The sequence below is a fragment of the Neobacillus jeddahensis genome, assembly GCF_000612625.1.
Lineage (GTDB): Bacteria > Bacillota > Bacilli > Bacillales > Cytobacillaceae > Neobacillus > Neobacillus jeddahensis.
The window spans coordinates 12,522-34,927 of the sequence record NZ_CCAS010000037.1 but is presented as its reverse complement, the minus strand read 5'-3'; the positions used below and the strand labels follow the sequence as shown (position 1 = coordinate 34,927).

Genomic DNA, 22,406 nt, shown 5'->3' with positions numbered 1-22,406 from the left:
AAGAAGCCATTTATTCGTTTGGAGAGGCGTCCGCTCGACTCCTACGGGATTAGCGAGACAGGCGAGACCCTGCAGGAGCGTAGCGACGAAGCGGCTCGGCGCTCGCCCCGTGGAAAGCGAGCGGTAAGCCTCGGAAAACATATTCACTCTATATTTTATTACCTGCCTTTTCTATAATAAAAATGCAAAATAAAAAAACCACAATCTCTTCTTTTATAAAAAGGTTGTGGTTTTAGCTTTTGTTAAGGATTCTATTGTTAATCAATGCTGTTAATTCTCCTTATTCACTACAATGGTTACGGGGTTTTGACCAGTTCTTTTAAACTGTTCTTGCCTCTTTCTAATAGATTCAAATGAGTGTTTCTTGCTTTTTTAACATATTCCTTTCGAACTTGAAGCCACGCATTCCGACGGTCGCGAGCATAGGCCACACTTGATTCTGCATTTTTCTCGAAATTATCCTCTAATTGATCAACGATATGGATAATTGATCGAATGGGTGTAAGTGCTAATTTTTCAAATTGGCCTGTTACATCTTTCAATTGATTCTTCAGTTCTTCACGGTCACTCGTTGGTCCTTCTTTTTCTTCTTTTCCCGTATTTAGCTGATGGATCAGTTCATTTACCATTTCTTTATTCGTCTTTTTGCTTTGATCATATAATTTAGCAATGGTATTTCGATATTGCTTATTGAACTTGATAACCTCTCTTAACGAATTAATATAGGCATCTTCACGACTTTCCCGTAGTTGCTCTGCCCGCTCACGTGATTGTTCATATTGATCCCAAAATGTGGTGACAAACGAACCTACGGCAATTGATTCATCTGCTGTTGGTATTATTTTTTCATCAGCAGCTAGAACCGTTTCATTCTTCTTCTGTGCCATCATTCTTCCTCCTCCTACTATTATTTACTTTCTCTATTGGATCCTTCTTCTGAAATGAAGGAATATAGAGCTCAAGGAAACTGGAATACATCTTGAAAAATTGATCCAAGATTGATTGATAGGATTCTAATTGATGGGCATAGCCTTTTAAGTATGTAACCCCCGCTTTTGTAATGGAGTATCTTCGTTTTGCCGGCCCGCTTCCTGTTGTGTCCCATTCTGATGAAACAAGTTCATCCTTTTCCAATTGTCTTAGCATCCGGTATAAATTCCCTTGGTCAAGGGTCTTAAATCCAAATGCTTCTAGCTTATGGCTTAGTTCATAACCATGAAGAGAAACTTTACTAAGAAGCAATAAAATAAATGGCAGCACAAAATTTTTCGAAGGGTTGACTGATTGGTTATCTTGGTTTACCATATCTTTATCACCTCACCTATATGTATTTTACATCTATTAGTAATAAATAGTCAATATGTAAAATAAATATATAGAAAATTTGCATTTAATAGTTTACAACTTACAGAACTTGGTTATAAACTTAATAAAAATGAAGAGGTGGTGTAAAATGGAAATAGCTAAAATCAGCAAATCAGGCGTGCCCTATTTACATTTTGGCAATGGGGAACCACTGATGCTAATCCATGGCTTAGGGGAAGGTAAAGAAGGTTGGAAAAACCAATTTGAATTAGCCGATCAATATGAATTGATTATACCTGATTTACGGGGACATGGAGAATGTTCTAAACTGGATGGAATTTCAATCCCAAACTTTGCATCTGACCTAATTGAATTATTAAAAGAGTTACAAATTGAAAACGCTCACATTCTTGGTTTGTCAATGGGTGGAGCAGTTGCCCAAGAAATCTTCCGTCAGGCTCCCTACCTCTGTCGCTCACTGTTGTTGGTTAGTACCTTTCACTTTTTTCCAAAAAAGCTTAAGACCCTTTTATTTAATAATCGTAAAGCTAAGTTTGAAGAAGTTGCGGCAACTGGCAATCAATCTGAATACCTCGCACATATGGCACTTTACTCCTGGCGAAAAGACATGATGGAAACATTCTGTCACTTTTTTCATCCAAAACACCAAATTTTCCTTGAATCCTTAAAAATGTGTCTTGAAGTGAATAACCGCTCCTTGTTGCCAAAGATCAATGTGCCCACCCTGATAATAGGTGGTCAGTATGATTCAGTTTTGCCTGTCTGGATTCAGGCCTGTATGCATAAGTTAATTCCAAATTCTGAATTTATTATAATGAGGAATACCGGTCATCTTGCCAAATTAGAGGTAAAAGACCGGTTTAACCGTTTAGTAAGAAGGTTCCTCAATCAGCATAAAACAGCTGTGTAACCATCTAAAACGGGGAGAAAAAGGCGGCCACCTTTCTTCCCGTTTCTATATTATTCATGATTCTTTTAATTATACAAGTTCTTTTTGAAGTTTACTTGAACGATTAGACAGCCAATTGTCAGCGAATTCAGCAAACTTTCCTGTCAAAGCTAATGAAACATGACCACCCTCAAATACTTGATAGGTTTTATCTTCGCTTCCGATCATGTCCATAACAGGAAGACTTTGTTGTTCTAATACAAGAGTGTCTCTTGAGGTGGAGAAAACAAACACTGAGCATTTAATATTATTTAAATCTACTTTCCTCCCACCAATGGTTAATTCACCTTTTAAAAGCTTGTTATCCTTATAAAAATCATTAAACAACTGCTTAAAGGATGCTCCTGCAAATGAAGCACTATCTTTAGTCCATTTGTCCATTCTTCTCCATTTTTCAACATATTCTATATCATGGGCACGGGTAATCAAGTTTATCCATGGGCTAATATAGACTGGTGAAAGCCCTCTAAACATAAGATACATAATTTCAGAAGGTATGACACCATAGACATCAGCAAAGCGATCAAAGTTAATACTCCCTTTTTGGAGTCCTTTTAACCACTTATTAGGCACAATACCAACACTAAAATCAATTGGCACAGTAGCTAGGACCAAGTTTTTAATTGGTAATGTAGTAATTGACGTAAAGATTGCAGAAATTGTACCTCCCAAACAATACCCGATCATCGAGATTTCCGGTGCACTGGAATGTCGTAATGCCCGTTTCACCGCATTTTCCAAATAATCGATAATATAATTTTCCAAGCTAATTTCCCTATCTTCATATCCAGGGGAGCCCCAATCTAGAAAATAAACGTCATAGCCACGATCGGTAAGGCCTCCTACGACACTATTTCCTTCACCAATATCTAGAATATATGGTTTATTCAGGAGTGAGTAGACTAAGAATATTGGAATTTTATATTTTTTCTCTTTTGCAGGGTGATAATATAAGGTTGATTTATTTTTCCTCCAAATTACCTCTCCTGGTGTTGACACGATCTCTGGTTTTTGTTCGGTTAAGACTCTATTAATGTTCTTCCATCTTGCTGTTTCCATTTCAAGATCTAGCAATGGAATAAAATTAGCTAGCGATGTCCTTGAACTCATCTTTCATGCTCCTTCCATTTATGATTTTGAAGTATCCACCCCAACAAGCACTAACTCTTTGTCCTTCGCCTTATCATTTTCTTTAGCCTTCCCTTTTTGCATCAGCTTTTTCATAGTAGCAAGTTCCGCTTTTATGTCTGTTAATTGAGTGATTTCTTGCTTTAATTCTTGAAGGTCTGTTTGCATTTTTTTCGTTTCATCAAGATCTTGAGACACTTTTTGTAATTCATCTTTCATTTGCCCAACTACATTCACCAATTCTTGGAACATTTCTAAATTTTGTTTATTTACAAGTTTAATACTATCTTGTAAAGCCCATATTTGTTCTTCTACTATATCGATTTTCCCCTCTGCCTGGACTGAAAGTTTTGCTACATTCGCTACATCTTTCTTCGTTGGGATATTCATAATCCCTGCCATTAGCTCTTGATTTTTTCTTAAGAATTCCATGTACCGGGAATGACTTTCTGTACCTCTATTTAACAGCCGAACAAACTCATTGTTGTCCGTCATCATGTATAATAGACCATTCATTTGTTTCTCCCACATTTCACTAATTGCTTTAAGTCCCTCAAATGGTTCATATGTTTTATCTTTAGCCATTTTGGATCGCCCCTCTGTTTACGATTTTGTAAATTCTCCCCTTGTTTCTAGGTATTTATTTAATGGAAAAAATAATGTTTTAATTTGTCGGGCAACTACATTAACAAACCCCTTTTGATTTTCATAAAGTAAGTTCCCTGCTTGTTTAATTGTTTTTACGTACTGCACTCTAGCTTTTTTTCGTAAGACAATATATTGATCAATCATGTCTACATATTTATCGACTGACAAACTACTGGCAATCTTTTGACATGGGGTTGCCAGAACCGTTAACGTTTTTTCTTGAATTTGATCTATCTGTGCATTTATTTCTTCATAAGATCGGAGTGGAAAGAAATGCTGCAGACTGGTGGTTGACATAAGAAATTCATCTCGCGCCATTTTTTCCCATGCTGAAAATTCTTGGTAAAATTGCGCTGCTACCTCGATCATATTACCCTGATTACGTTGTACACTTTCAGCAAACAATTTCGCCTCTTTTAAGAACATTTCATCCCGAAAATCAGCACGTTTTACCCATTCATCTAACTCATCAAAAAAGTTGCGCCAAAGTACATCTAAACCTGATAACTGTTGATGATCTTCTTGTTCTATCTCTGCTTCTATAGTTCCTTTATCCTCAATCCCTGTCCCTTCATCCTTTTTTACAGTGGCTTTAGCCTCTAGTTCGGCATTAGTCTCTGTATGTTCTACCACTTCCAGTTCTGTTTCATTCAAAACTTCGTTTTCAGTTTCATTATGATCAGCCATTTTCGTCACATCCTTTTAAAATGTATGATTGTGTTCTATACCCCTGAATAAGCACTGCGATAAATTTCAACTAGTTCACTAATAAATGGTTGTTTTGGATTAGCAATTGTATCCTGATCGTCAAAGGCACGCTCTGCAAGTTCTGCTATTTTGCTCGCAAATTCTTGTTCATTAACACCATTCGCTTCGATACTCATTGGTATTTCTAATTCATCGGCAAGAGCGATAATGGCCTCAATTAAGCTCTCAACTCCTTCCTCGACTGTACTTGCAGGAAGACCAAGCATTTTAGCAATTTCGGCGTATCGCTGATCCGCAATAAAATGCTCATATTTAGGATACGTCATGAATTTATTTGGTTTTTCTGCATTATAACGAATGACATGCGGTAATAGAATGGCATTAGCACGACCGTGGGAGATATTGAACTCTGCTCCCAATACATGGGCAAGACTATGGTTAATTCCTAAAAATGAATTGGCGAAGGCCATGCCCGCAATCGTCGCGGCATTATGCATTTTTTCCCGTGCAAGTTCATCGCTGCCATTCCGATATGCCTTAGGCAAATAAGTAAAGACAAGCTGGATTGCTTTTAGCGCTAAACCATCGGTATAATCATTGGCCAAGACTGAAACATAGGATTCAATTGCATGTGTCAGTACATCCATACCTGTATCGGCTGTAACATGCTTCGGAACTGTCATGACAAACTGCGGATCAATAATGGCAATATCAGGTGTCAGTTGAAAATCCGCAAGTGGGTACTTCCGATTGGCCTTTTTATCAGTTATAACCGAGAAGGCTGTCACCTCTGAGCCTGTACCAGAAGTTGTCGGGATCGCAACAAATTTCGCTTTACTTCTTAGGATTGGAAATTTAACAACTCTCTTTGTTGGATCAAAGAATTTTTGCGTTAAGGTGTGGAAATCGGTATCGGGATGTTCGTAGAATAACCACATAGCTTTTGCAGCATCCATTACTGACCCTCCACCAAGTGCAATAATGCAATCCGGCTGAAACTTTCTCATTCTATCTGCACCATTCATAATGGTTTCTATGCCAGGCTCCGGCTCAATATCTGAACATATTTCAAAATGAATGACCCCTGGATTTTTTTGTAGATAATATAGAACCTTATCCACAAAGCCATTTTTTAATGGACTTCCACTAGTAACAATAAAGGCTTTTGTAACACTTGGTATTGAGGCAAGCATTTGGATTGAATTTTTCTCAAAGAATACTTGTGATGGAACCTTAAACCACTGGGTAAACGTTCTTCTTTTTGCTACCTTTTTAATATTCATGAGATTTTGTGCTCCAACATTTTGTGACACAGAATTCCCTCCATATGTTCCACATCCAATCGTTAACGACGGTAGTGATGTGTTATAAATATCCCCAATTGCACCATGGGTCGATGGGGTATTAACCATAATTCGCCCCGCTTTCATTCGAAGAGCGAATATATCCACTAGATTTTGGTCTTCTGTATGAATCGCTGCTGAGTGGCCAAGACCACCGTATTCAAGTGTTTCCTCGGCAATTATCAAACCTTCTGCAAAACTATTAACCTTGTAGCATGCTAGTATTGGACTTAACTTTTCACAAGAAAGTGGAAAACTTGGACCTACCCCTTCAAGTTCAGCGATTAAGATTTTGGTATGAATCGGTACATTTATCCCAGCCATTTTTGCAATCATATAGGCAGGCAAGCCTACAATTAAATGATTAATCGTTTTTGTTTTTTCAAATACGGCAACCTTTTCAACCATCTTCTGTTCTTCTGCATTTAGAAAATAGCAATGATTCGCGATCATCTCATCTTTTACTTCTTCATATATCTCTTGATCAATAATAAGAGCTTGTTCAGATGCACAAATCATTCCATTATCAAATGTCTTGGAAAGAATAATATCATTTACAGCACGTTTGATGTTTGCTGTTTTCTCCACATAACATGGTACATTCCCTGCACCAACCCCAAGTGCTGGTTTGCCTGAGCTATAGGCCGCCTTTACCAAATTTGGTCCACCTGTAGCAAGGATGAGGGAAATGTTTGGATGTTTCATTAAGGTCTGAAACGCTTCATGGGAAGGGCTTTCGATCCACTGGATGCTATTTTCTGGTGCCCCTGCTTTAATCGCAGCTTCCTTGAGTAATTTTGCAGTTTCTGTACAGCATGTTTGACCAAACTGTGGGAATGCAAAAATAATTGGATTTCGGGTCTTAAGTGCAATAAGTGATTTAAAGATAACAGTTGATGTTGGATTTGTTATGGGAATGATTCCCGCAATTACTCCGACTGGTTCAGCAATCTCGACCATTCCTTCATTTTCATTTTCACTAATAACCCCAACGGTTTTCATTTCTCTAATGTTGTTGTATATGAATTCTGTGGCGAACATATTTTTAAATACTTTATCTTCATATACCCCACGTCTTGTTTCAGTTACAGCTAACTTTGCAAGATGTTTATGATTTTCGAGCGCAGCTAACGCCATTTGTTGAACAATTGAATCAACCATTTCCTGATTAAAAAAACGGAATTCACCGAGAGCCTTTACAGCATTAGTGGCTAATGAATCAATCATCGCTACAACGGCCTGATTTTCTTGTACGTCTTTTTCTTTTACAGCCATTTTATTTCCTCCCAGATTCTTAATTTCGATGTCCTCTCAAAATCGATTCAGTCACTCTTTTACGTAAAAACAGTTTATTTCCTTTTATTCAAAATAACTTCTGGCTAAAATATATCATGATAAATAAATAGAATATTGTCGAAATTTGCTCAATAATGAATGAATAACCATTCATTCCTAAAAGTTTCATAAAATGTTCAAATTTGTCCTTCACCATCATTTTTGTGATAGCCTATTTGTTCTTTCATCCAAGGATTCTTTTCAAGACTAGTGTAGATTTTTCAAACAAAAAAGCCATAAACTCTTAGCGTAAAGAGTTTATGGCTTTTGCTACGCAATCAACCAGTATTCCGTAATCCTGCAGATATTCCACTAATAGTGAGGAGAACCTCTGTTAAAAGGTCGTCATTAGGCTCATCCTGCTCCCGTAATTTTTTGATGAGCTCTACCTGTAAAAAGTTTAATGGATCGACATATGGATTTCGTCGATAGACAGATTCCTTAATGTTTGGAGTATGATCGAGCAATTCATTATCCCCAGTTATTCTAAGCAATATAGCCTTTGTCTTGTCATATTCTTCAAGGATATTGTTAAAAATTCTATCAGCAATTGTCTGATCTTCAACAAGCGTTAAATATTCTTTTGCTGTCGTGATGTCCGCCTTCATCAATGCCATGTTTAGATTATCAATCGTCGATTGAAAAAATGGCCATTTGAGATACATTTGCTGTAAAAGCTGAAGATTATGCTCACTTTTACTCACAAAGCTATCTAATCCAGTCCCGGCAGCATACCAAGCAGGAAGCAGTTGACGGCTTTGTGTCCAAGCAAATACCCATGGAATAGCACGTAAGTCTTCAAATCGTCCCTTATTTTTACGACTCATTGGTCGAGAGCCAATATTTAAATCCCCAAGTTCTCTTAATGGAGTTGCCTCATTAAAATAGGAGAGGAAATCAGGATCACCAAATACAAGCGATTGATATTTGGTTAAAGCAAAACTAGAAATTTCCTCGATGGCCTCCTCCCACGCGTGCTCTCGTAAATTTCCATGCTCAGCCCCGTTCGAAGCATGTGTCGCAGCTAGAAGCAACGTGGATGTCGCCTGTTCTAAGCTCCGGTAAGCTATATCCTCGAGCAAGTAACGTGACGATAAAACCTCACCTTGTTCAGTAATTTTGACTCCATCACCAATCGTTTCTGCCGGTTGTGACAGGATGCTTTTATTTAACGGGCCGCCCCCTCGTCCTAACGATCCCCCACGGCCATGGAAAAATTTAAGTCCAATCGCATACCTTTTTGCCATTTCATGAATTTCAATCTGGGCTTTATACAATTTCCAATTGGCCGTTAATGTCCCACCATCCTTGCTTCCATCGGAATAGCCCAGCATAATTTCCTGCTGATTCCCCAATATTTGCAAATGCTGCCGATAAACAGGCATTTGAAATAACGTTTCCATGATGGTTGGACCAGCTGTTAAGTCTTCAATAGTTTCTAGTAATGGTGCAACGTGTAAATGGCTTTCCAATGTCCCATCCGCATGAAGGCGGTAAATGCCAGCTTCCTTAGCTAACACGAGCACCTCTAACAAATCACTTGGTGACTTTGTCATACTAACAAGATAAACAGAGATTGACCGTTTACCAAATTCTTCATGTGCCGCTTTAATCATTTGGAACACTTTAATCATTTCCTGTGTCTCTGCTGAATAATCCTCATTTAATAAAAGAAGTGGACGTGGATCCAAAAGGATATTCTGCAGAAGTTCTATTTTTTCTGCTTCAGACAGACCCGCATAATTGTCTGAAATTTGGACTTTCCGCAGTATTTCCGTCATGGCCGCCTCATGTTCCCCACTATGATTGCGAATATCCAGTGTCGCGAGATGAAAGCCAAACAATTGCACTTGACGGATTAACTTTTGAATAATCTTTAATTCATGTGCCGTAGGATGATGTTGTTTTAGACTATTGTTAATCATGTTTAAATCATTTAATAGTTCTGCTGCGCTTCGATAGCCTAAATCTGCCTTCCCAACTTGTCTTACCCTTTCAATAATAACGGCAAAGACACGACGATATACTTCTGTTTTAATTGGCCACTTCTTTTCGTCCGGTAAATATTGATCCTCGTTTTCTTCTAGGAATGTAAGAAGCTCCTCACTAACATCCACTCGAGTAGTCGAATGACTATAGCGTTTCATCAATTCAATTAAGACCGATTTATATTTTTTAATAACCAGTCTTCTTTGTCTCTCTAATGTCTCCCACGTCACATCACTCGTTACATGGGGATTTCCATCACGATCTCCGCCAATCCAAGAACCAAAGCTTAAAAAATTGGGAACGTCCCATGAACTATTAGGATAATTTCTTTCCAGACATTCTGCTACTTCTTGGTGAATTTCCGGAAGGACCTCAAAAAGTGTTTGATCAAAATAATAAAGACCGTTCCGCACCTCGTCCAGCACTGTTGGCTTATGTTCGCGAAGTTCATCGGTTTGCCATAAGATCGCCACTTCATTAAACAAGCTTTCTTCTAGCTTTTTTTGCTCCCGCTCCGTTAATAACGGATGATCAAGATTTTTCAGTATTACTGCAATTCGTTGTTGGATTTCAAGAATTGACCTTTTGGTCGCCTCGGTAGGGTGTGCCGTAATGACTAATTCTAGCGATAAAGTATGTAGTACATTTTGGATAATATCTTCATGAATATTGTTTTCCTTCAGCTTAAGAATCGCACTCTCTATTGAAGCAGGTTGAACAACCGTTTCGTCCTGAAGCTGATATTGTCTCCGCCTCCTGATCCGGTGGTTTTGCTCTGCCGCATTTATCAAATGGAAATACATCGAAAAGGCCCGGATTACTTGTTTTCGCATTGGCAGGTCTAGGCCAACTATTTCCTCTTTTAAAGCAGAATAAATTTCTTGATCAAAGTGATTTCGAAGTGTTATACACATAATCCTAATTTTTTCTACTTTATCATATAATTCTGTACCAGCATGATTGACTAGGATCTCACCTAGCATTTTCCCTAGTAACTTTACATCTCGTCGCAATGGAAGACTGCTGTCATTCAATTTAATTTCTGTTGTCATACTTTCACCTTCCCTTATTCAAAAGATTCACTAAATTTTTATATAAATATACCATATCTTTTGAAAGCATGTTCAATATAAACACTCTTTTTATAAAAAAAATAAAACCTGTAAAGTAAAATACAGGTTTACACTGCTCATTATCTTTTTTTTTAAGGGAATGAAGTGAAAATCATCCCCTTCATTCCTTCAAAAATGCCTTATTTATCTGCTTGATCAAAGACAAGAACATATGTTTTTCTATCATCATCACCATTTTTTACAACAATAGAAATAATCGTTTTATGGTCTTCTTCTAACTGAATCGTGTTACTGCTGCTTCCTTTAATCGAAATTGTAGAATCACTGTAACTTGCAGTAGGCTGAATTGTAATCGACTTACTTTCACTAGAAACGGCTATATGATAGGTAAACTCATTCTTCACAAAAGAACTATCCCATGTCCCTTCAGAAACAGTTAAGGCAGAAAGGGTTGCTTTGCTTTCCTTTTGTACGTCCTGATTCTCTTGTTGAAAGGATGTAGCTTGGAGAGAATTATTCCGGTTATTCTGAAATGAAGTGCCCAGATTGTTTTCTGATGGATTAGCTGGATTATTCTTTGATGAATTAGCTAGATTATTTTTTGATGGATTGCTCGCTTGTGTTCCCGTCTCTTCAGCCTTCGTAACATGCAAGGTATACGTCTTTTTCTCACCATTTTCTGCTGTTACGACGATTGTGATATCAGACTTACCAGTTGGAATATTGACGGAAACACCCTCAGTCTTAACAGATAAACCATTGACCTCTACCGTCGCCATTTTTTCAGCAGCTATAGGAGTAACTGTCAATGCTTTGGTTTCGCTTGTTAATTGAACTGTATAGTTTGTTACCGCAGCTGAAAAAGCGGGAGACAAGACTCCGGCAGATAGTTTAAGGGATTGAAGAAAATTATTTGCACTCTCTTTCCTTATCACCGTAAGTGTATACGTATTTTCTGAATGGCTTCCATCTTTAACGGTAATTAGAAAGATATTCTCTCCTGTTTGGAGTGGAAGGGTACCCGCTGTTTCACTTGTCACGGACTCTCCATTTATAGTAATAACGGCATCCTGGTTACTGCTCTCAACAAGGAGATTAATAGATTCCATGTTATTTTCCACCGTAGCAGAATATTCCTTTACATCGGCTGAAAAATCCTTATCGAGCTTAATCCCTTCCATTTCTAATTTTGAAAGTGTGTTTATAGATTGATCCTCTTGAATAGGAACAGAACTTTCTGCAAACGCAGGTGGTACATAAGTTATGGTCCCCATTCCTACCATTGCGGTAATTAGAATGACATTTATTCTCTTTTTAGTACCCTTTGTTAACATTTTTAATCCTCCCATCTCTAACTTTTTCGCTAGTAGATTTTGGACCAACTATACCAGTCAATACTTAAGATAAACTTAATTTTTTATTAAAAAAGCCACAAACCCATTATTGGGGTTTGCAGCAAGGAGGGGTTACCTTTTTTTAAATTCTTCTAGCTTAGAAGAGATGGCAACGGCCACTTCCTCATCTGTAAGTTGAACTGCCTTTTTAAAAAGTGAATTGGCCAATGTACCAATTGGCCCTGTGGCGTTGATCTCGATATAAGCTGTTAGTCGTGTTTTATTTCGATTAACCGCATTTGCTTCAAAATACCCTTCACCAAGGTACTTTTCATTCGATCGTCTTAATTCAAAACTTACCCTCTCTGGTTCATTCCATTCTTTAATGTCAATCAATAAACTTACCTTTTTTTTCATTATGCCTAGGTCACTTTTAAATTCCCATGTAATTTGCCGTTCATTTACTTTCTCATGTTGTATGTATCCTGGTACGAGCGGGGCCCAATTATTTTCATCCCTAATAAAATCCCAAATCACCTCAATCGGGATATCTAATTCTAAATGTTGTATTTCACTTGGCATTCGTATCCCTCTTTCATTCTCAATGTAAAAGACCTTCATGTCATCTGAAGGCCTTTTTAAAATATATGTTACATAATGGGTTTATAGAAGAAACATATTTAATTTCATTATAAATGTCAGGAACAATAAGTGGTCTAATCGTTCATGACTCCACTAGATTACTCCCACACTACTAGTTTGATATAGTGGATATTCTTTTTGAAAATAAGAAGAGAGTTTACCTTCAAACACCAATTCTAAAGAGGCTGATTCTTTAATATCATGGGGTGTTACAAGTGATAGAGGTTTTTGTTTTTTTATTGGAACTCCCGAATCTTCTAGGAGAGCCGCAACAAAGTGGGAGCAAAAAAAGGCATTCTTTCGGTCAATTTCCATATTCAACATTACAGCAATTAGCCCAATCAGATTGTACCGATATTCATCCTTGTTCTCTTCGATTTCCCTTATTTTTGCGGTGATTGTTTGGAATTGGTTTTCAGTGATGGTTACACAATAAATGGCACAATCAGCATTTCTAAAGAGGCCCTCCCGAATATCTTCCTTCACAAATCCCCCAATAAAGGGATTCCTTGGGTTTCTTCTCCCAAAACTATAAACCTTGTTAAAGTGTTCATCTACGACAATAGAAGCGTGATTTAGCGGTTTCTTCGTATATAGCTTAATCATCTTTGTAAAGATGGTTCCAGTGTCTGTTAGAAGGACATATATTTTCCTATTCATTTTAAAACCTCCTGTGGAGCTATTTTCAATGGGGAGGAGAATGTAATTGTATTTGTATCTCTTTATATCCCTTACTATTCATTTTACTGATTTCGCTAATAATGAGAACAATCTCAAGTTTGATTTTCCGCTAAGACCTAAGCCCTATTAACTTATTCAATATTATTACTAAATTTCCCAAATCTACATTTCCCTAATTTTCCATATACTGTTTATCCCATTATAGTAGAAATCCTTTCTGTTTACGAGCTTTAACATAGCAAAAAGAAAAAGGGGGAGAAGCACATGGCTTTCTCCCTTTCAAGTACGCTATTCATTATTTTTTTCGGATGGCGAGGCAAGGGCTGCAAGCGAAAACAGCACTGTTGCTCAACTTATATTGTTTCTTGACCAAAGGTGGTGACAATAGTATCGATAGTCCTGATGAAGAAGATAGACGAGCCGGCCCTTCCTCCCAGGAAATTCTCGTTCACCAAAAGATTTAATGGGTACGATTTCTTGAATGGAATTGGTAATAAAAATTTCATCAGCCTCCATCAGTTGTTCTGGAGTATACAAACCTTCATCAATCTGAAGATTATTTTTTCTACCCAATTGGATCACAAATTGCCGAGTGATGCCATTTAAAATGCCAGTTTGCAGGGATGGGGTGTATAACACATCCCCTTTTACCCAAAAAACATTGGAGACAATCCCTTCTGCCACATAACCATCCACTGTAAGGAAGATTCCTTCCACATCATCAGCATGACCAATTTCTCTCTTGGCCAACATATTATTCATAAAGTGATGGGATTTAAGTCGTTCATCCCCCTCAGGGCTGTTACGTTTTAGATTCAAGAGTACGGCCCTTTTTTCTAGCAATTCTCCACCAGGTGGTAAGGGTTTTGAAAAAATCATGACCCCTGGTTGATCGTAAGGGGCTACTGACAAGCCCACTTCACCGACTCCTGCTGATACATTTAAACGGATATAAGCATTTTTCAACTGATTGATTTGTAGTAAATCCTGCAAAATTAAATTTATTTCGTTCCGATCGAAGGTGTGCATAATCATAAGGGTATCTAAACTATGGTTGATCCGCTCTAAATGATCATCTAATAAAAATGGATGCCCCTCATAGACGCGAAATGTTTCAAACACGCCCATGCCATATAAAAACCCATGGTCAAATGGTGAAATCCGGGCAGCATCCTTGTTGATAAATTCACCGTTTTGGTAAACAAACATAATTAATGCTCCTTCCAAACAAGGGCATTTTTATAATAGTCCACGAAGTTACGTAACAATTCTTTTCCTGAAGTAGTCAAAATGGACTCAGGATGGAATTGGACCCCCTCAATGGGAAAATGCTTATGTCGAAGCGCCATAATTTCCCCTTCCTCGGTCCAAGCAGAAATTTCAAAGCACTCAGGCAGTGTCTCTCTTTTTACAATTAGCGAATGATATCTTGTTGCTGGAAAAGAATTAGGCAAGCCTTGAAAAATGGTTTTACCGTCATGAAAAATATTTGAAGTTTTCCCATGCATGAGTCTTCCTGCTCGGACGACCTCCCCGTGAAAGGCTTGGGCGATTGCTTGTTGTCCTAGACAGACGCCAAAAATGGGAATTTCCCCTGCAAATGCTTTAATTGCAGCAAGACTGATCCCTGCCTCATTCGGACTGCATGGTCCAGGAGACACCATTAAATAGTTAGGGTGTAAACCGGCAATTTCTTCAATGGTTGTTTGATCATTTCGCTTAACTACCAATTCCTCCCCAAATTCACCTAAGTACTGCACTAGGTTAAAGGTAAAGGAATCATAATTATCAATCATAAATATCATTGCTGTTTACTCCTCTGCCAGTTCTTTTGCTTTCCATAATGCCGCTGCTTTTTTCATGGATTCATTATATTCGTGCTTTGGATTGGAGTCGATCACGATCCCCGCACCTGCTTGAACATGAGCCAGCCCATCTTTTATCAACATTGTCCGTATGATAATGTTTAATTCTAAATCACCATTAAAGCCGATCCAGCCAAGGGAACCTGTGTAAATATTTCGTTGGACAGGCTCTAGCTCCTCAATTATTTCCATTGTCCGAACCTTAGGTGCTCCAGTGATGGTACCTCCCGGGAAGATCGCGTTGATCATATCTATACTAGTCTTTTCCTGCGCAAGTACTCCTTTAACATTAGAAACAATATGCATCACATGAGAATATTTTTCAATCACCATAAATTCATTCACTTCAACCGACCCATACTGACAGACACGTCCCAGGTCATTCCGCTCTAAATCAACGAGCATCACATGTTCAGCGCGTTCCTTTTCATTTGAAATTAGTTCATTTGCCAGGATAAGATCCTCCTCGTGATCCCTTCCTCTAGAACGGGTCCCAGCAATTGGCCGGGTACTCACTTCCAATTCTTTCCTCTTTACGAGGAGTTCAGGCGACCCACTAACGAGTTGAAAATCAGGTGTATGAAAGTATGCCATATACGGAGACGGGTTTAGCTCTCTTAATTGCTTGTATACATCAAGTGCATCTACAGCAATTGGCTTTGACTGTCGCACTGCCAAATTCACTTGAAATACGTCCCCCTGGGCAATATATTGTTGTGCTTTCCTCACCGCTAATTTAAACTCATTCTCTGTCATCGAGACTTGAAGATGATCGGCATCAAGGGCACTGGGCTTTTGAGGTTTCGGTTCAGGATAATCCTGAAGCCACCGTAATTCCCAATCGGATAATCGTTCCTTGCCAGCCTGAGCTTGTTCGTGTTCTGTTAAGGCCATTAGCCATAATACTTCTTGCTCATGATCAAAAATAAACCATTCCTTCACGATAAAAAAATAGATATCTGGCATTTCTAGGTCGTCTGTTGCAAGTTCCGGAAGCTTTTCGATGTTTCGGGCATAATCATAACTTATATATCCAATCGCTCCACCTAGAAAATCAGGATAACCTTCTCTCTTCTCAACATGAAAATGACTCATCCACTCTTCCAATATATGAAGGGGATTTCCTTCATGCCTTTCGGTACCGTTTTCAGTTTGGATTTCAATAACATGTTTCTTCCCTTTGATAATCGTCTCCGGTTGAAACGCAGCAATACTGTAGCGTCCTCCCCGCCCACTTTCCAATAGTACATGGTGCGTACTAGTTGCTGCAATCGCCCTAAATCGACGAAAAAAAACAGAATTTGAAAAAGGAATCTTTTTACTAATTAATTGCAGTTGCTTCAAAAAATTCACTCCTATGTATTTCTTGTTTTTATCATACTTGAAAAGGTCGAAAGTCACCATAGAATGATTCTCTTTTGGTAGTAAAACAGAAAGAAGCCCTATCCAATAAATGAATAGGGCCTATTTTTATGATTTTTTGGCTTTGGATTTAGGAAATCTTCTTAAGCTCCTCCGTTAACTGAAGGAATAACTCCTTGTTACCGTCTTGTAATGTTTGGTCGATTTCCTTACGGACTTTCTCTCGCTTACAATCAAGCAGGACCTTATTTAGAAACATCTCTGCAACAACAGAATCCTCGTTCTCATCCGAATGGTGTGGTGAATTAAGTAACTTCTTTTCCATGGAAATCAACTCCTTGAGCTTTTTTTCATTATACTTGTAGTTTTCTAAAAATTCAAACATTTTATTTTAAAAAATAAAAATTTTCATCCGTTCAGGGTAAGCCTAGAAAATTGGGGAACATTAATGTTGACCATTTCCATTGCTGAACAGGAGGAATCTGCGTATGGAACAGACTGTCTTAACCGGATATCAGTCCGTCAACAATATTAATGTATATTATGAATTCTATCCCCATTCTACATCTGAAAAAACATTTGTTTTATTACACGGGTTTCTTTCTTCCACTTTTACATTTCGCCATTTAATATCACTTTTAAAAAAGGAATATCAAGTATTATCTCTTGACCTTCCCCCATTTGGAAAAAGTTCCAAGTCCCATCAATATGTATATTCCTATAAAAATCTTGCTGAAACGGTGATCCGTCTTATTGAATCTTTAAAATTAAACAATCTAACCTTTATAGGACATTCAATGGGTGGTCAAATTGTTCTTAATATTCTCCATATGATGCCTAAGCTCGCCGACAAGGCTGTCCTGCTTTGTAGCTCCGCCTATCTTAAACGTTCCAAAAAAGCTTTAATCCTTACCAGCTATTTACCGTACTTTCATCTGTTTGTGAAATATTGGTTCGCTCGAACTGGCGTAAAGAAAAATCTTCAGGCAGCCCTCTACAACCATTCTATTATTAATGAAGAAATGATAGATGGCTACCTACAGCCCTTTTTACAAGATGAAATCTTCGGTGCCCTTACACGAATGATTCGCGACCGCGAGGGTGATCTCCCTGGTGAGATTCTTAAGCAAATTAAGACTCCTTGCCTATTAATTTGGGGTGAGGAGGATAAATCCATTCCTTTAAAAGTTGGAGAACAGCTTCAAAAGGACCTAACCCATTCTGAACTGATTGTTTTAAAAGAAACAGGACATGCCTTACCAGAAGAACGGCCCTTCGAAGTGTTCCAATTCATCAAACAATTTTTAGAAAATTCTCATGCGGCAGCTGACCAGTAATGGTCGGCTGCCTTTTTTCATTTTCATATGTGGGCCAAGAGCGAAAAGGAACAGGCAACACTAATAAAGCCCATTATTTAAGAAAAATTTAATAATTTATTTAGAAACCATTTATATCTTCTATTTAGACTGTGAATGTAAATACAAAGAATGGAGGATGTAGACATGAATAAAAAGCTTTTAGCAGGGATTGGGGTCAGTGGTGCCATCATGTTAGGTAGTGTATATTCCATCTCAGCCAACACTTCTGGTTATGACCTTTATAAGTCTGCACTGAAAGAAACGCATACGGCTGATAGTGCAACCATGCAAGTGAACGTAAATCTAAAAGATAATAACAAAATGATTTACTCTGTCGCTTCGACCTATAAGGCAGATGTGAAGAATCAGGTAAGTATGATGTCAACTCAAGTAGCAAACGAATCTGAAAAAGGAAAGATGAACCTGTATAAACAGGGAGGCAGTTGGTATGTGACAAAGGATGGGGACGACAAAGTTTATAAAATGAACATGGCCAGTAACCCTCATCAAAATACGGCAGCCCTTCAGGATGACGTGGAGAATCTTATTGATGTAATGACTAAAAATCTTCAACAGCAGATTACTGTTTCTGAACAAAAAAGTGGTCGTCACACGATTGAGCTTGGCCTAAAGGGGAAGGAAATTCCAGTTACTGTTAATGCCTTCAGTACATTAATGATAAAACATGCTGTCGTACTTCAGGATCGGACGGAACCAAAGCAAGCTAAATTTCACATTAATCCTACTATCCCAGAATTAGATCATGAGATTACCTTCAAACAAATCAAGCTAGTAGCATCAGTGAATAAAGATAACCATTTAGATCAACAAACCATTCAAGTAGTTGTCACTGGAAAAGACAAACAAGATACTGCGCATGAACTTGTTTTAAATTTGAAAATGGACGTGACTGATTACAATCAAACCAATGTTGTTCCTGTGGAAATTCCAACGGATAAAGTAACGGAAATTGACATGAACCATGGGCATCTAGGGAATTAAGGCAGCTAGAAATGAAAATCAAGTTTAAAGGGTGATGACATTGGAAAAAGCATTGGTTATGACAGGAGTCACAAAATTATTTTCAACTGGCCGAGGTATTAAGGACATAAACCTTTCAGTTAACCAGGGTGATATTATTGGGATTCTTGGACCGAATGGTGCTGGTAAGACGACATTGCTAAAGTGCATGACAGGTCTGACAAAACCAACCAAGGGCAAAATCGAGTTATTTGGTATTAATTTGGATGGTAACTTTAAGATGGCCATTCGACCAATTGGTGCCTTAATTGGTGCGATGGCAGTCGCCGAAAATATGACACCCTATCAAAATCTTAAAATGAGTGCTCGGTTTTATCCTGAAATCCCAAAAACTGCGATTGATGCGGTATTGCAGCTTACTGGATTATTCCAACATCGGAATGAAAAAATATCAACTTTTTCAATGGGGATGAAGCAACGGTTTGGAATTGCGTCGGCCTTATTAGCAAAACCACGACTCGTCATTTTAGATGAACCAACCAATGGACTCGATATCGAAGGTTTACTGCTCTTACGTCAAGCCATCCAAGAGGTGGCCAGGCAATCTGGTGTAACCTTTGTGATTTCCAGTCATCACCTCTCTGAGCTTGAACAATTGTGTAATCGCTATTGTTTTATAATAAATGGTAAAGCCCAATTGTATGAGGCGAACATCAATGGGCAATCGTTAGAAGAAGTTTATGTCAAAGCAGTGGAGGCAGCCAATTAATGAATACAATCGTAGCGAATTCCTATAATGAACTCCAAAAACTAGTGACAAGACGAGTAACTAAGTTGTTTTTTGGGGTTGCTCTTAGCATACCATTTATCGTTAAATTGGTTGTCAATAAACTTTTTATTACAGATTGGATGGCTCTTCCATCAGAAAATATTAATTTTTCGATCCTGGACCTATTTATTACTATCATTCTTCCATTATTTATTTTCATTGCTGCAACCTATCTATTTACGGGCGAAAGTGAGCGAGGAACATTATTAATAGTACGCCCCATCAGTCGGATCGAGCTTTATCTAACGAAGACGGCTGCCATCAGTATCATAATTATGTTCCAACTACTCATGACCTGGCTGTCCATTATCATTAGCAGCGTTCTTTTTGATCAATCGTTTCATTTTTCTAGTTTACTCACCAGTTTAGCTGCATCACTTTTATCATGGGTACCACTCATCGTGTTAACATCCTTGGCAATTGTCCTTGCCTTACTCGTAAATTCTAGCGTATTGGCTATCTCGAGTATGATTTTTCTTTATTTGCTAATGTTCGTACTTCCTTATCTATTTCCAAATGTCATGTACTTGCTCCCTTCGTCTTATCTAGATTGGTACATGCAATGGTTTAGAAATATGTCCATTCAATGGCTGATTCAAACCTTCACATATTTGTGCTCATCATTTGCCTTGTATTTTTGTACGGGCTACTTTATTTTTAGTAAAAAAGAAGTTTAAGTGAGTGTGATTCCATGTCTATCAAACTCAGGCTCCTCCTTTCAAATATTGCCATGATTGTTGTCCCGATTGTCTTATTTTGTATTGCATCTGGAATCTTAATGGTTGTGTTTCTTGGGGATATTCGAGAGTTAGCTTATTTACTGCCCGAAAGTCATAGCTACCACAAAACGGTCCAGAAGGATTCAATCTTATTTTTTAAGCTTAAAGAAAAAACAGTCATGAACCCTACTGAGTTGATGAGCAAGGAATACTTACATTCAATTGAAAAAGACTTACGAGAAATTAAGAGTGGATTGATCGTACGTGATAATAAGGAGATTTTTTATTCATCCCCTATTTTAAGGAAAGTGAAAGCCGTTGATTTACCTCCATTTGGTGAAACATCAAGTATGCGGAATTTAGAACAGATTGGTACACAAACGTTCGCGATTAAACAGTATGATTTTTATTTAAAAGACGGAAGTAAACTATCTCTCTTTTTGATGCGTGATGCCAGCCCCTGGAATAAGTTTGTTAAAACCTTCTTTCCAATCTTATTCGGTCTCTGCCTGCTTATTTTGATTGTTACAAACGGACTTCTCACCTATTTTATGTCAAAAAGTATGATCAAACCGATTAACCGTTTAAAGATTGCTGCACGTTCGATTAAAAATGGAAATTTAGAGCATTCCATTCAAGCCATTCGTCGAGATGAAATTGGGCAACTAACAGAAGACTTTGAAGCGATGAGACTCCAATTAAAGGAATCGTTTGAGATACAAAAGCAATATGAAGAAAATCGCAAAGAATTGATTGCTCACATTTCACATGATTTAAAAACACCGATTACATCGATTAAAGGCTATATTGAGGGTATTCGTGATGGGGTAGCAGATACTCCTGATAAACGGGCTAAATACATTCAAACAATCTATACAAAAGCAGTCGATCTCGATCATTTAATTGATGAATTATTTTTATTTTCAAAGCTAGATTTACGGAAGGCTCCCTTTCACTTTGAAGTAGTAGATTTGAAAAATTACTTAGAAGATTATATTGAAGAACTTAGCTTTGATCTTAAGAAAATGAATGTTAACATCCATTTTCAAATTCAACCTGAAGGTGATTATCTAGTCCAAACCGACCGGGAAAAAATAAAGCGAGTCCTTAGTAATATTGTCGATAATAGTTTGAAGTATATGGATAAAGATGTAAAAAAGTTAGAAATAAGCCTAACGTCTACCATTGAAAAGGTTGAGCTTATCATCTCTGATAATGGTCCCGGTATCCCTGAGGATTCCCTTCCTTTTATATTTAATCAGTTCTATCGAGCGGAACAATCGAGGAATAAACTAACTGGCGGCAGTGGACTGGGATTATCGATAGCAAGGATGATTGTCGAAGAACATCAAGGAACCATTCAAGTTGAGAATAAATTATCTGCAGGTACAAAAATAACCATTACGTTGCCACACACTATTTGTCCAGAGGTGACTTCATCATGAAGAAAGTGTTAATCATTGAAGATGAAAAGAGCATCGCAGAGCTTGAACGCGATTACTTAGAAATAAATGGCTTTGAGACAGATATTGTGCTAACTGGTGACCAAGGACTGCAGGTGGCCATAACCCAAGATTACGATTTAATACTACTCGATGTAATGCTTCCGAATATTGATGGATTCGAGATTTGCAGGAAAGTAAGAAATATTAAGGAGATCCCCATCATCATGGTTACCGCAAAAAAAGAAGAGATTGATAAAATTAGAGGCCTCGGACTTGGCGCTGATGATTATTTGGTAAAGCCATTTAGTCCAAATGAAATGGTTGCACGGGTAAAAGCCCACTTGGCAAGATTTGAGAGACTATCGACGAAGCAAAAGCCCGAAACCTTACCAATCGATATTCGCGGTTTATCCATTGATCGTACAGACAGACGTGTCTTGGTTAATAACCAAGAGGTTATCGTGACGAACAAGGAGTTTGATGTCCTTACCTTCTTAGCCATGAATCCAAACCAAGTTTTTAGTAAGGAACATTTATTCGAGAGAATTTGGGGCTACGATAGTTCCGGTGATATCTCTACAGTAACCGTACATATTCGTAAAATAAGAGAAAAAATTGAACATGACCCTTCAAATCCTGAATATATCGAAACGGTTTGGGGGGCAGGTTATCGGTTTAAATCAACTTAACA

At 37.9% G+C, this 22,406-nt stretch carries 21 protein-coding genes; 7 read left to right on the top strand and 14 right to left on the bottom strand.

The features are described 5' to 3' along the window. Window positions 1–296 precede the first annotated feature (296 nt). Window positions 297–890 (bottom strand): hypothetical protein, encoded by a 594-nt coding sequence (locus tag TY15_RS15490; RefSeq protein ID WP_040204653.1) that lies wholly within the window; start codon window positions 888–890, stop codon window positions 297–299. Continuing rightward, window positions 868–1,305 (bottom strand): helix-turn-helix transcriptional regulator, encoded by a 438-nt coding sequence (locus TY15_RS15485; protein ID WP_040204651.1) that lies wholly within the window; start codon window positions 1,303–1,305, stop codon window positions 868–870. The genes TY15_RS15490 and TY15_RS15485 overlap by 23 nt, the downstream gene beginning before the upstream one ends. Before the next feature lie 148 nt (window positions 1,306–1,453). On the opposite strand from TY15_RS15485, the gene TY15_RS15480 reads away from it, so the two are divergent. Continuing rightward, complete coding sequence (locus TY15_RS15480) at window positions 1,454–2,236, top strand: alpha/beta fold hydrolase (protein ID WP_040204649.1); 783 nt, start codon at window positions 1,454–1,456, stop codon at window positions 2,234–2,236. 69 nt (window positions 2,237–2,305) lie between these two features. Here the strand turns inward: TY15_RS15480 and TY15_RS15475 are convergent, their stop codons facing one another. The 12 genes from TY15_RS15475 to TY15_RS15420 form a co-directional block, all read right to left on the bottom strand. Then, complete coding sequence (locus TY15_RS15475; RefSeq protein ID WP_052353807.1) at window positions 2,306–3,385, bottom strand: alpha/beta fold hydrolase; 1,080 nt, start codon at window positions 3,383–3,385, stop codon at window positions 2,306–2,308. Window positions 3,386–3,403: 18 nt separating this feature from the next. Continuing rightward, window positions 3,404–3,988: a hypothetical protein gene (locus TY15_RS15470; protein WP_042374960.1), complete on the bottom strand. Its 585-nt coding sequence runs from the start codon at window positions 3,986–3,988 to the stop codon at window positions 3,404–3,406. A gap of 18 nt (window positions 3,989–4,006) precedes the next feature. After that, complete coding sequence (locus TY15_RS15465; RefSeq protein ID WP_052353806.1) at window positions 4,007–4,738, bottom strand: hypothetical protein; 732 nt, start codon at window positions 4,736–4,738, stop codon at window positions 4,007–4,009. Between the two features lie 35 nt (window positions 4,739–4,773). After that, window positions 4,774–7,377, bottom strand: coding sequence for a bifunctional acetaldehyde-CoA/alcohol dehydrogenase (gene adhE, locus TY15_RS15460; protein ID WP_040204647.1), 2,604 nt, complete (start codon window positions 7,375–7,377; stop codon window positions 4,774–4,776). Window positions 7,378–7,715: 338 nt separating this feature from the next. Next, window positions 7,716–10,478: a phosphoenolpyruvate carboxylase gene (gene ppc / locus TY15_RS15455; protein WP_040204646.1), complete on the bottom strand. Its 2,763-nt coding sequence runs from the start codon at window positions 10,476–10,478 to the stop codon at window positions 7,716–7,718. Window positions 10,479–10,678: 200 nt separating this feature from the next. Then, window positions 10,679–11,833: a cadherin-like beta sandwich domain-containing protein gene (locus TY15_RS15450; protein WP_040204644.1), complete on the bottom strand. Its 1,155-nt coding sequence runs from the start codon at window positions 11,831–11,833 to the stop codon at window positions 10,679–10,681. A 132-nt stretch (window positions 11,834–11,965) separates the two neighbouring features. Continuing rightward, window positions 11,966–12,415, bottom strand: a complete 450-nt coding sequence (locus TY15_RS15445; RefSeq protein WP_040204643.1) for an SRPBCC family protein — start codon at window positions 12,413–12,415, stop codon at window positions 11,966–11,968. Between the two features lie 153 nt (window positions 12,416–12,568). Then, window positions 12,569–13,135: a hypothetical protein gene (locus TY15_RS15440; protein ID WP_040204642.1), complete on the bottom strand. Its 567-nt coding sequence runs from the start codon at window positions 13,133–13,135 to the stop codon at window positions 12,569–12,571. Window positions 13,136–13,504: 369 nt separating this feature from the next. Further along, window positions 13,505–14,365 (bottom strand): aminodeoxychorismate lyase, encoded by an 861-nt coding sequence (gene pabC / locus TY15_RS15435; RefSeq protein WP_040204641.1) that lies wholly within the window; start codon window positions 14,363–14,365, stop codon window positions 13,505–13,507. Between the two features lie 2 nt (window positions 14,366–14,367). After that, window positions 14,368–14,961, bottom strand: a complete 594-nt coding sequence (pabA, locus tag TY15_RS15430; protein ID WP_040204640.1) for an aminodeoxychorismate/anthranilate synthase component II — start codon at window positions 14,959–14,961, stop codon at window positions 14,368–14,370. A gap of 6 nt (window positions 14,962–14,967) precedes the next feature. After that, entirely contained in the window at window positions 14,968–16,365 is a 1,398-nt protein-coding gene (locus tag TY15_RS15425; RefSeq protein ID WP_040204638.1) for an anthranilate synthase component I family protein, read from the bottom strand. A 148-nt stretch (window positions 16,366–16,513) separates the two neighbouring features. Beyond that, window positions 16,514–16,708: an IDEAL domain-containing protein gene (locus TY15_RS15420; RefSeq protein WP_040204637.1), complete on the bottom strand. Its 195-nt coding sequence runs from the start codon at window positions 16,706–16,708 to the stop codon at window positions 16,514–16,516. 163 nt (window positions 16,709–16,871) lie between these two features. Here TY15_RS15420 and TY15_RS15415 point away from each other — a divergent pair, with 163 nt between their 5' ends. The 6 genes from TY15_RS15415 to TY15_RS15390 all read left to right on the top strand — a co-directional run bounded on the left by TY15_RS15415 (window position 16,872) and on the right by TY15_RS15390 (window position 22,404). After that, window positions 16,872–17,720 (top strand): alpha/beta fold hydrolase, encoded by an 849-nt coding sequence (locus TY15_RS15415; protein ID WP_040204636.1) that lies wholly within the window; start codon window positions 16,872–16,874, stop codon window positions 17,718–17,720. A gap of 165 nt (window positions 17,721–17,885) precedes the next feature. Continuing rightward, window positions 17,886–18,743, top strand: a complete 858-nt coding sequence (locus TY15_RS15410; RefSeq protein WP_040204635.1) for a hypothetical protein — start codon at window positions 17,886–17,888, stop codon at window positions 18,741–18,743. Window positions 18,744–18,777: 34 nt separating this feature from the next. Beyond that, window positions 18,778–19,491 (top strand): ABC transporter ATP-binding protein, encoded by a 714-nt coding sequence (locus TY15_RS15405; protein ID WP_392391427.1) that lies wholly within the window; start codon window positions 18,778–18,780, stop codon window positions 19,489–19,491. Then, a complete protein-coding gene (locus TY15_RS15400) occupies window positions 19,491–20,228 on the top strand; it encodes an ABC transporter permease subunit (RefSeq protein WP_040204633.1) in 738 nt (245 codons plus the stop codon). The genes TY15_RS15405 and TY15_RS15400 overlap by 1 nt, the downstream gene beginning before the upstream one ends. Window positions 20,229–20,242: 14 nt before the next feature. Beyond that, window positions 20,243–21,715, top strand: coding sequence for a sensor histidine kinase (locus TY15_RS15395; RefSeq protein ID WP_040204632.1), 1,473 nt, complete (start codon window positions 20,243–20,245; stop codon window positions 21,713–21,715). Continuing rightward, on the top strand, window positions 21,712–22,404 hold the full coding sequence (locus TY15_RS15390) for a response regulator transcription factor (RefSeq protein ID WP_040204630.1): 693 nt from the start codon (window positions 21,712–21,714) through the stop codon (window positions 22,402–22,404). The genes TY15_RS15395 and TY15_RS15390 overlap by 4 nt, the downstream gene beginning before the upstream one ends. The last annotated feature ends 2 nt before the right edge of the window (window positions 22,405–22,406 follow it).

Coding starts and splice junctions, on each gene's coding strand:
- TY15_RS15390 (WP_040204630.1), top strand. CDS start 21,712: ATGAAGAAAGTGTTAATCATTGAAGATGAAAAGAGCATCGCAGAGCTT.
- TY15_RS15480 (WP_040204649.1), top strand. CDS start 1,454: ATGGAAATAGCTAAAATCAGCAAATCAGGCGTGCCCTATTTACATTTT.
- TY15_RS15485 (WP_040204651.1), bottom strand. CDS start 1,305: ATGGTAAACCAAGATAACCAATCAGTCAACCCTTCGAAAAATTTTGTG.
- TY15_RS15490 (WP_040204653.1), bottom strand. CDS start 890: ATGATGGCACAGAAGAAGAATGAAACGGTTCTAGCTGCTGATGAAAAA.
- TY15_RS15465 (WP_052353806.1), bottom strand. CDS start 4,738: ATGGCTGATCATAATGAAACTGAAAACGAAGTTTTGAATGAAACAGAA.
- TY15_RS15450 (WP_040204644.1), bottom strand. CDS start 11,833: ATGTTAACAAAGGGTACTAAAAAGAGAATAAATGTCATTCTAATTACC.
- TY15_RS15470 (WP_042374960.1), bottom strand. CDS start 3,988: ATGGCTAAAGATAAAACATATGAACCATTTGAGGGACTTAAAGCAATT.
- TY15_RS15405 (WP_392391427.1), top strand. CDS start 18,778: ATGACATTGGAAAAAGCATTGGTTATGACAGGAGTCACAAAATTATTT.
- TY15_RS15410 (WP_040204635.1), top strand. CDS start 17,886: ATGAATAAAAAGCTTTTAGCAGGGATTGGGGTCAGTGGTGCCATCATG.
- TY15_RS15420 (WP_040204637.1), bottom strand. CDS start 16,708: ATGGAAAAGAAGTTACTTAATTCACCACACCATTCGGATGAGAACGAG.
- TY15_RS15440 (WP_040204642.1), bottom strand. CDS start 13,135: ATGAATAGGAAAATATATGTCCTTCTAACAGACACTGGAACCATCTTT.
- TY15_RS15475 (WP_052353807.1), bottom strand. CDS start 3,385: ATGAGTTCAAGGACATCGCTAGCTAATTTTATTCCATTGCTAGATCTT.
- TY15_RS15415 (WP_040204636.1), top strand. CDS start 16,872: ATGGAACAGACTGTCTTAACCGGATATCAGTCCGTCAACAATATTAAT.
- pabA (WP_040204640.1), bottom strand. CDS start 14,961: ATGATATTTATGATTGATAATTATGATTCCTTTACCTTTAACCTAGTG.
- TY15_RS15400 (WP_040204633.1), top strand. CDS start 19,491: ATGAATACAATCGTAGCGAATTCCTATAATGAACTCCAAAAACTAGTG.
- pabC (WP_040204641.1), bottom strand. CDS start 14,365: ATGTTTGTTTACCAAAACGGTGAATTTATCAACAAGGATGCTGCCCGG.
- ppc (WP_040204646.1), bottom strand. CDS start 10,478: ATGACAACAGAAATTAAATTGAATGACAGCAGTCTTCCATTGCGACGA.
- adhE (WP_040204647.1), bottom strand. CDS start 7,377: ATGGCTGTAAAAGAAAAAGACGTACAAGAAAATCAGGCCGTTGTAGCG.
- TY15_RS15395 (WP_040204632.1), top strand. CDS start 20,243: ATGTCTATCAAACTCAGGCTCCTCCTTTCAAATATTGCCATGATTGTT.
- TY15_RS15445 (WP_040204643.1), bottom strand. CDS start 12,415: ATGCCAAGTGAAATACAACATTTAGAATTAGATATCCCGATTGAGGTG.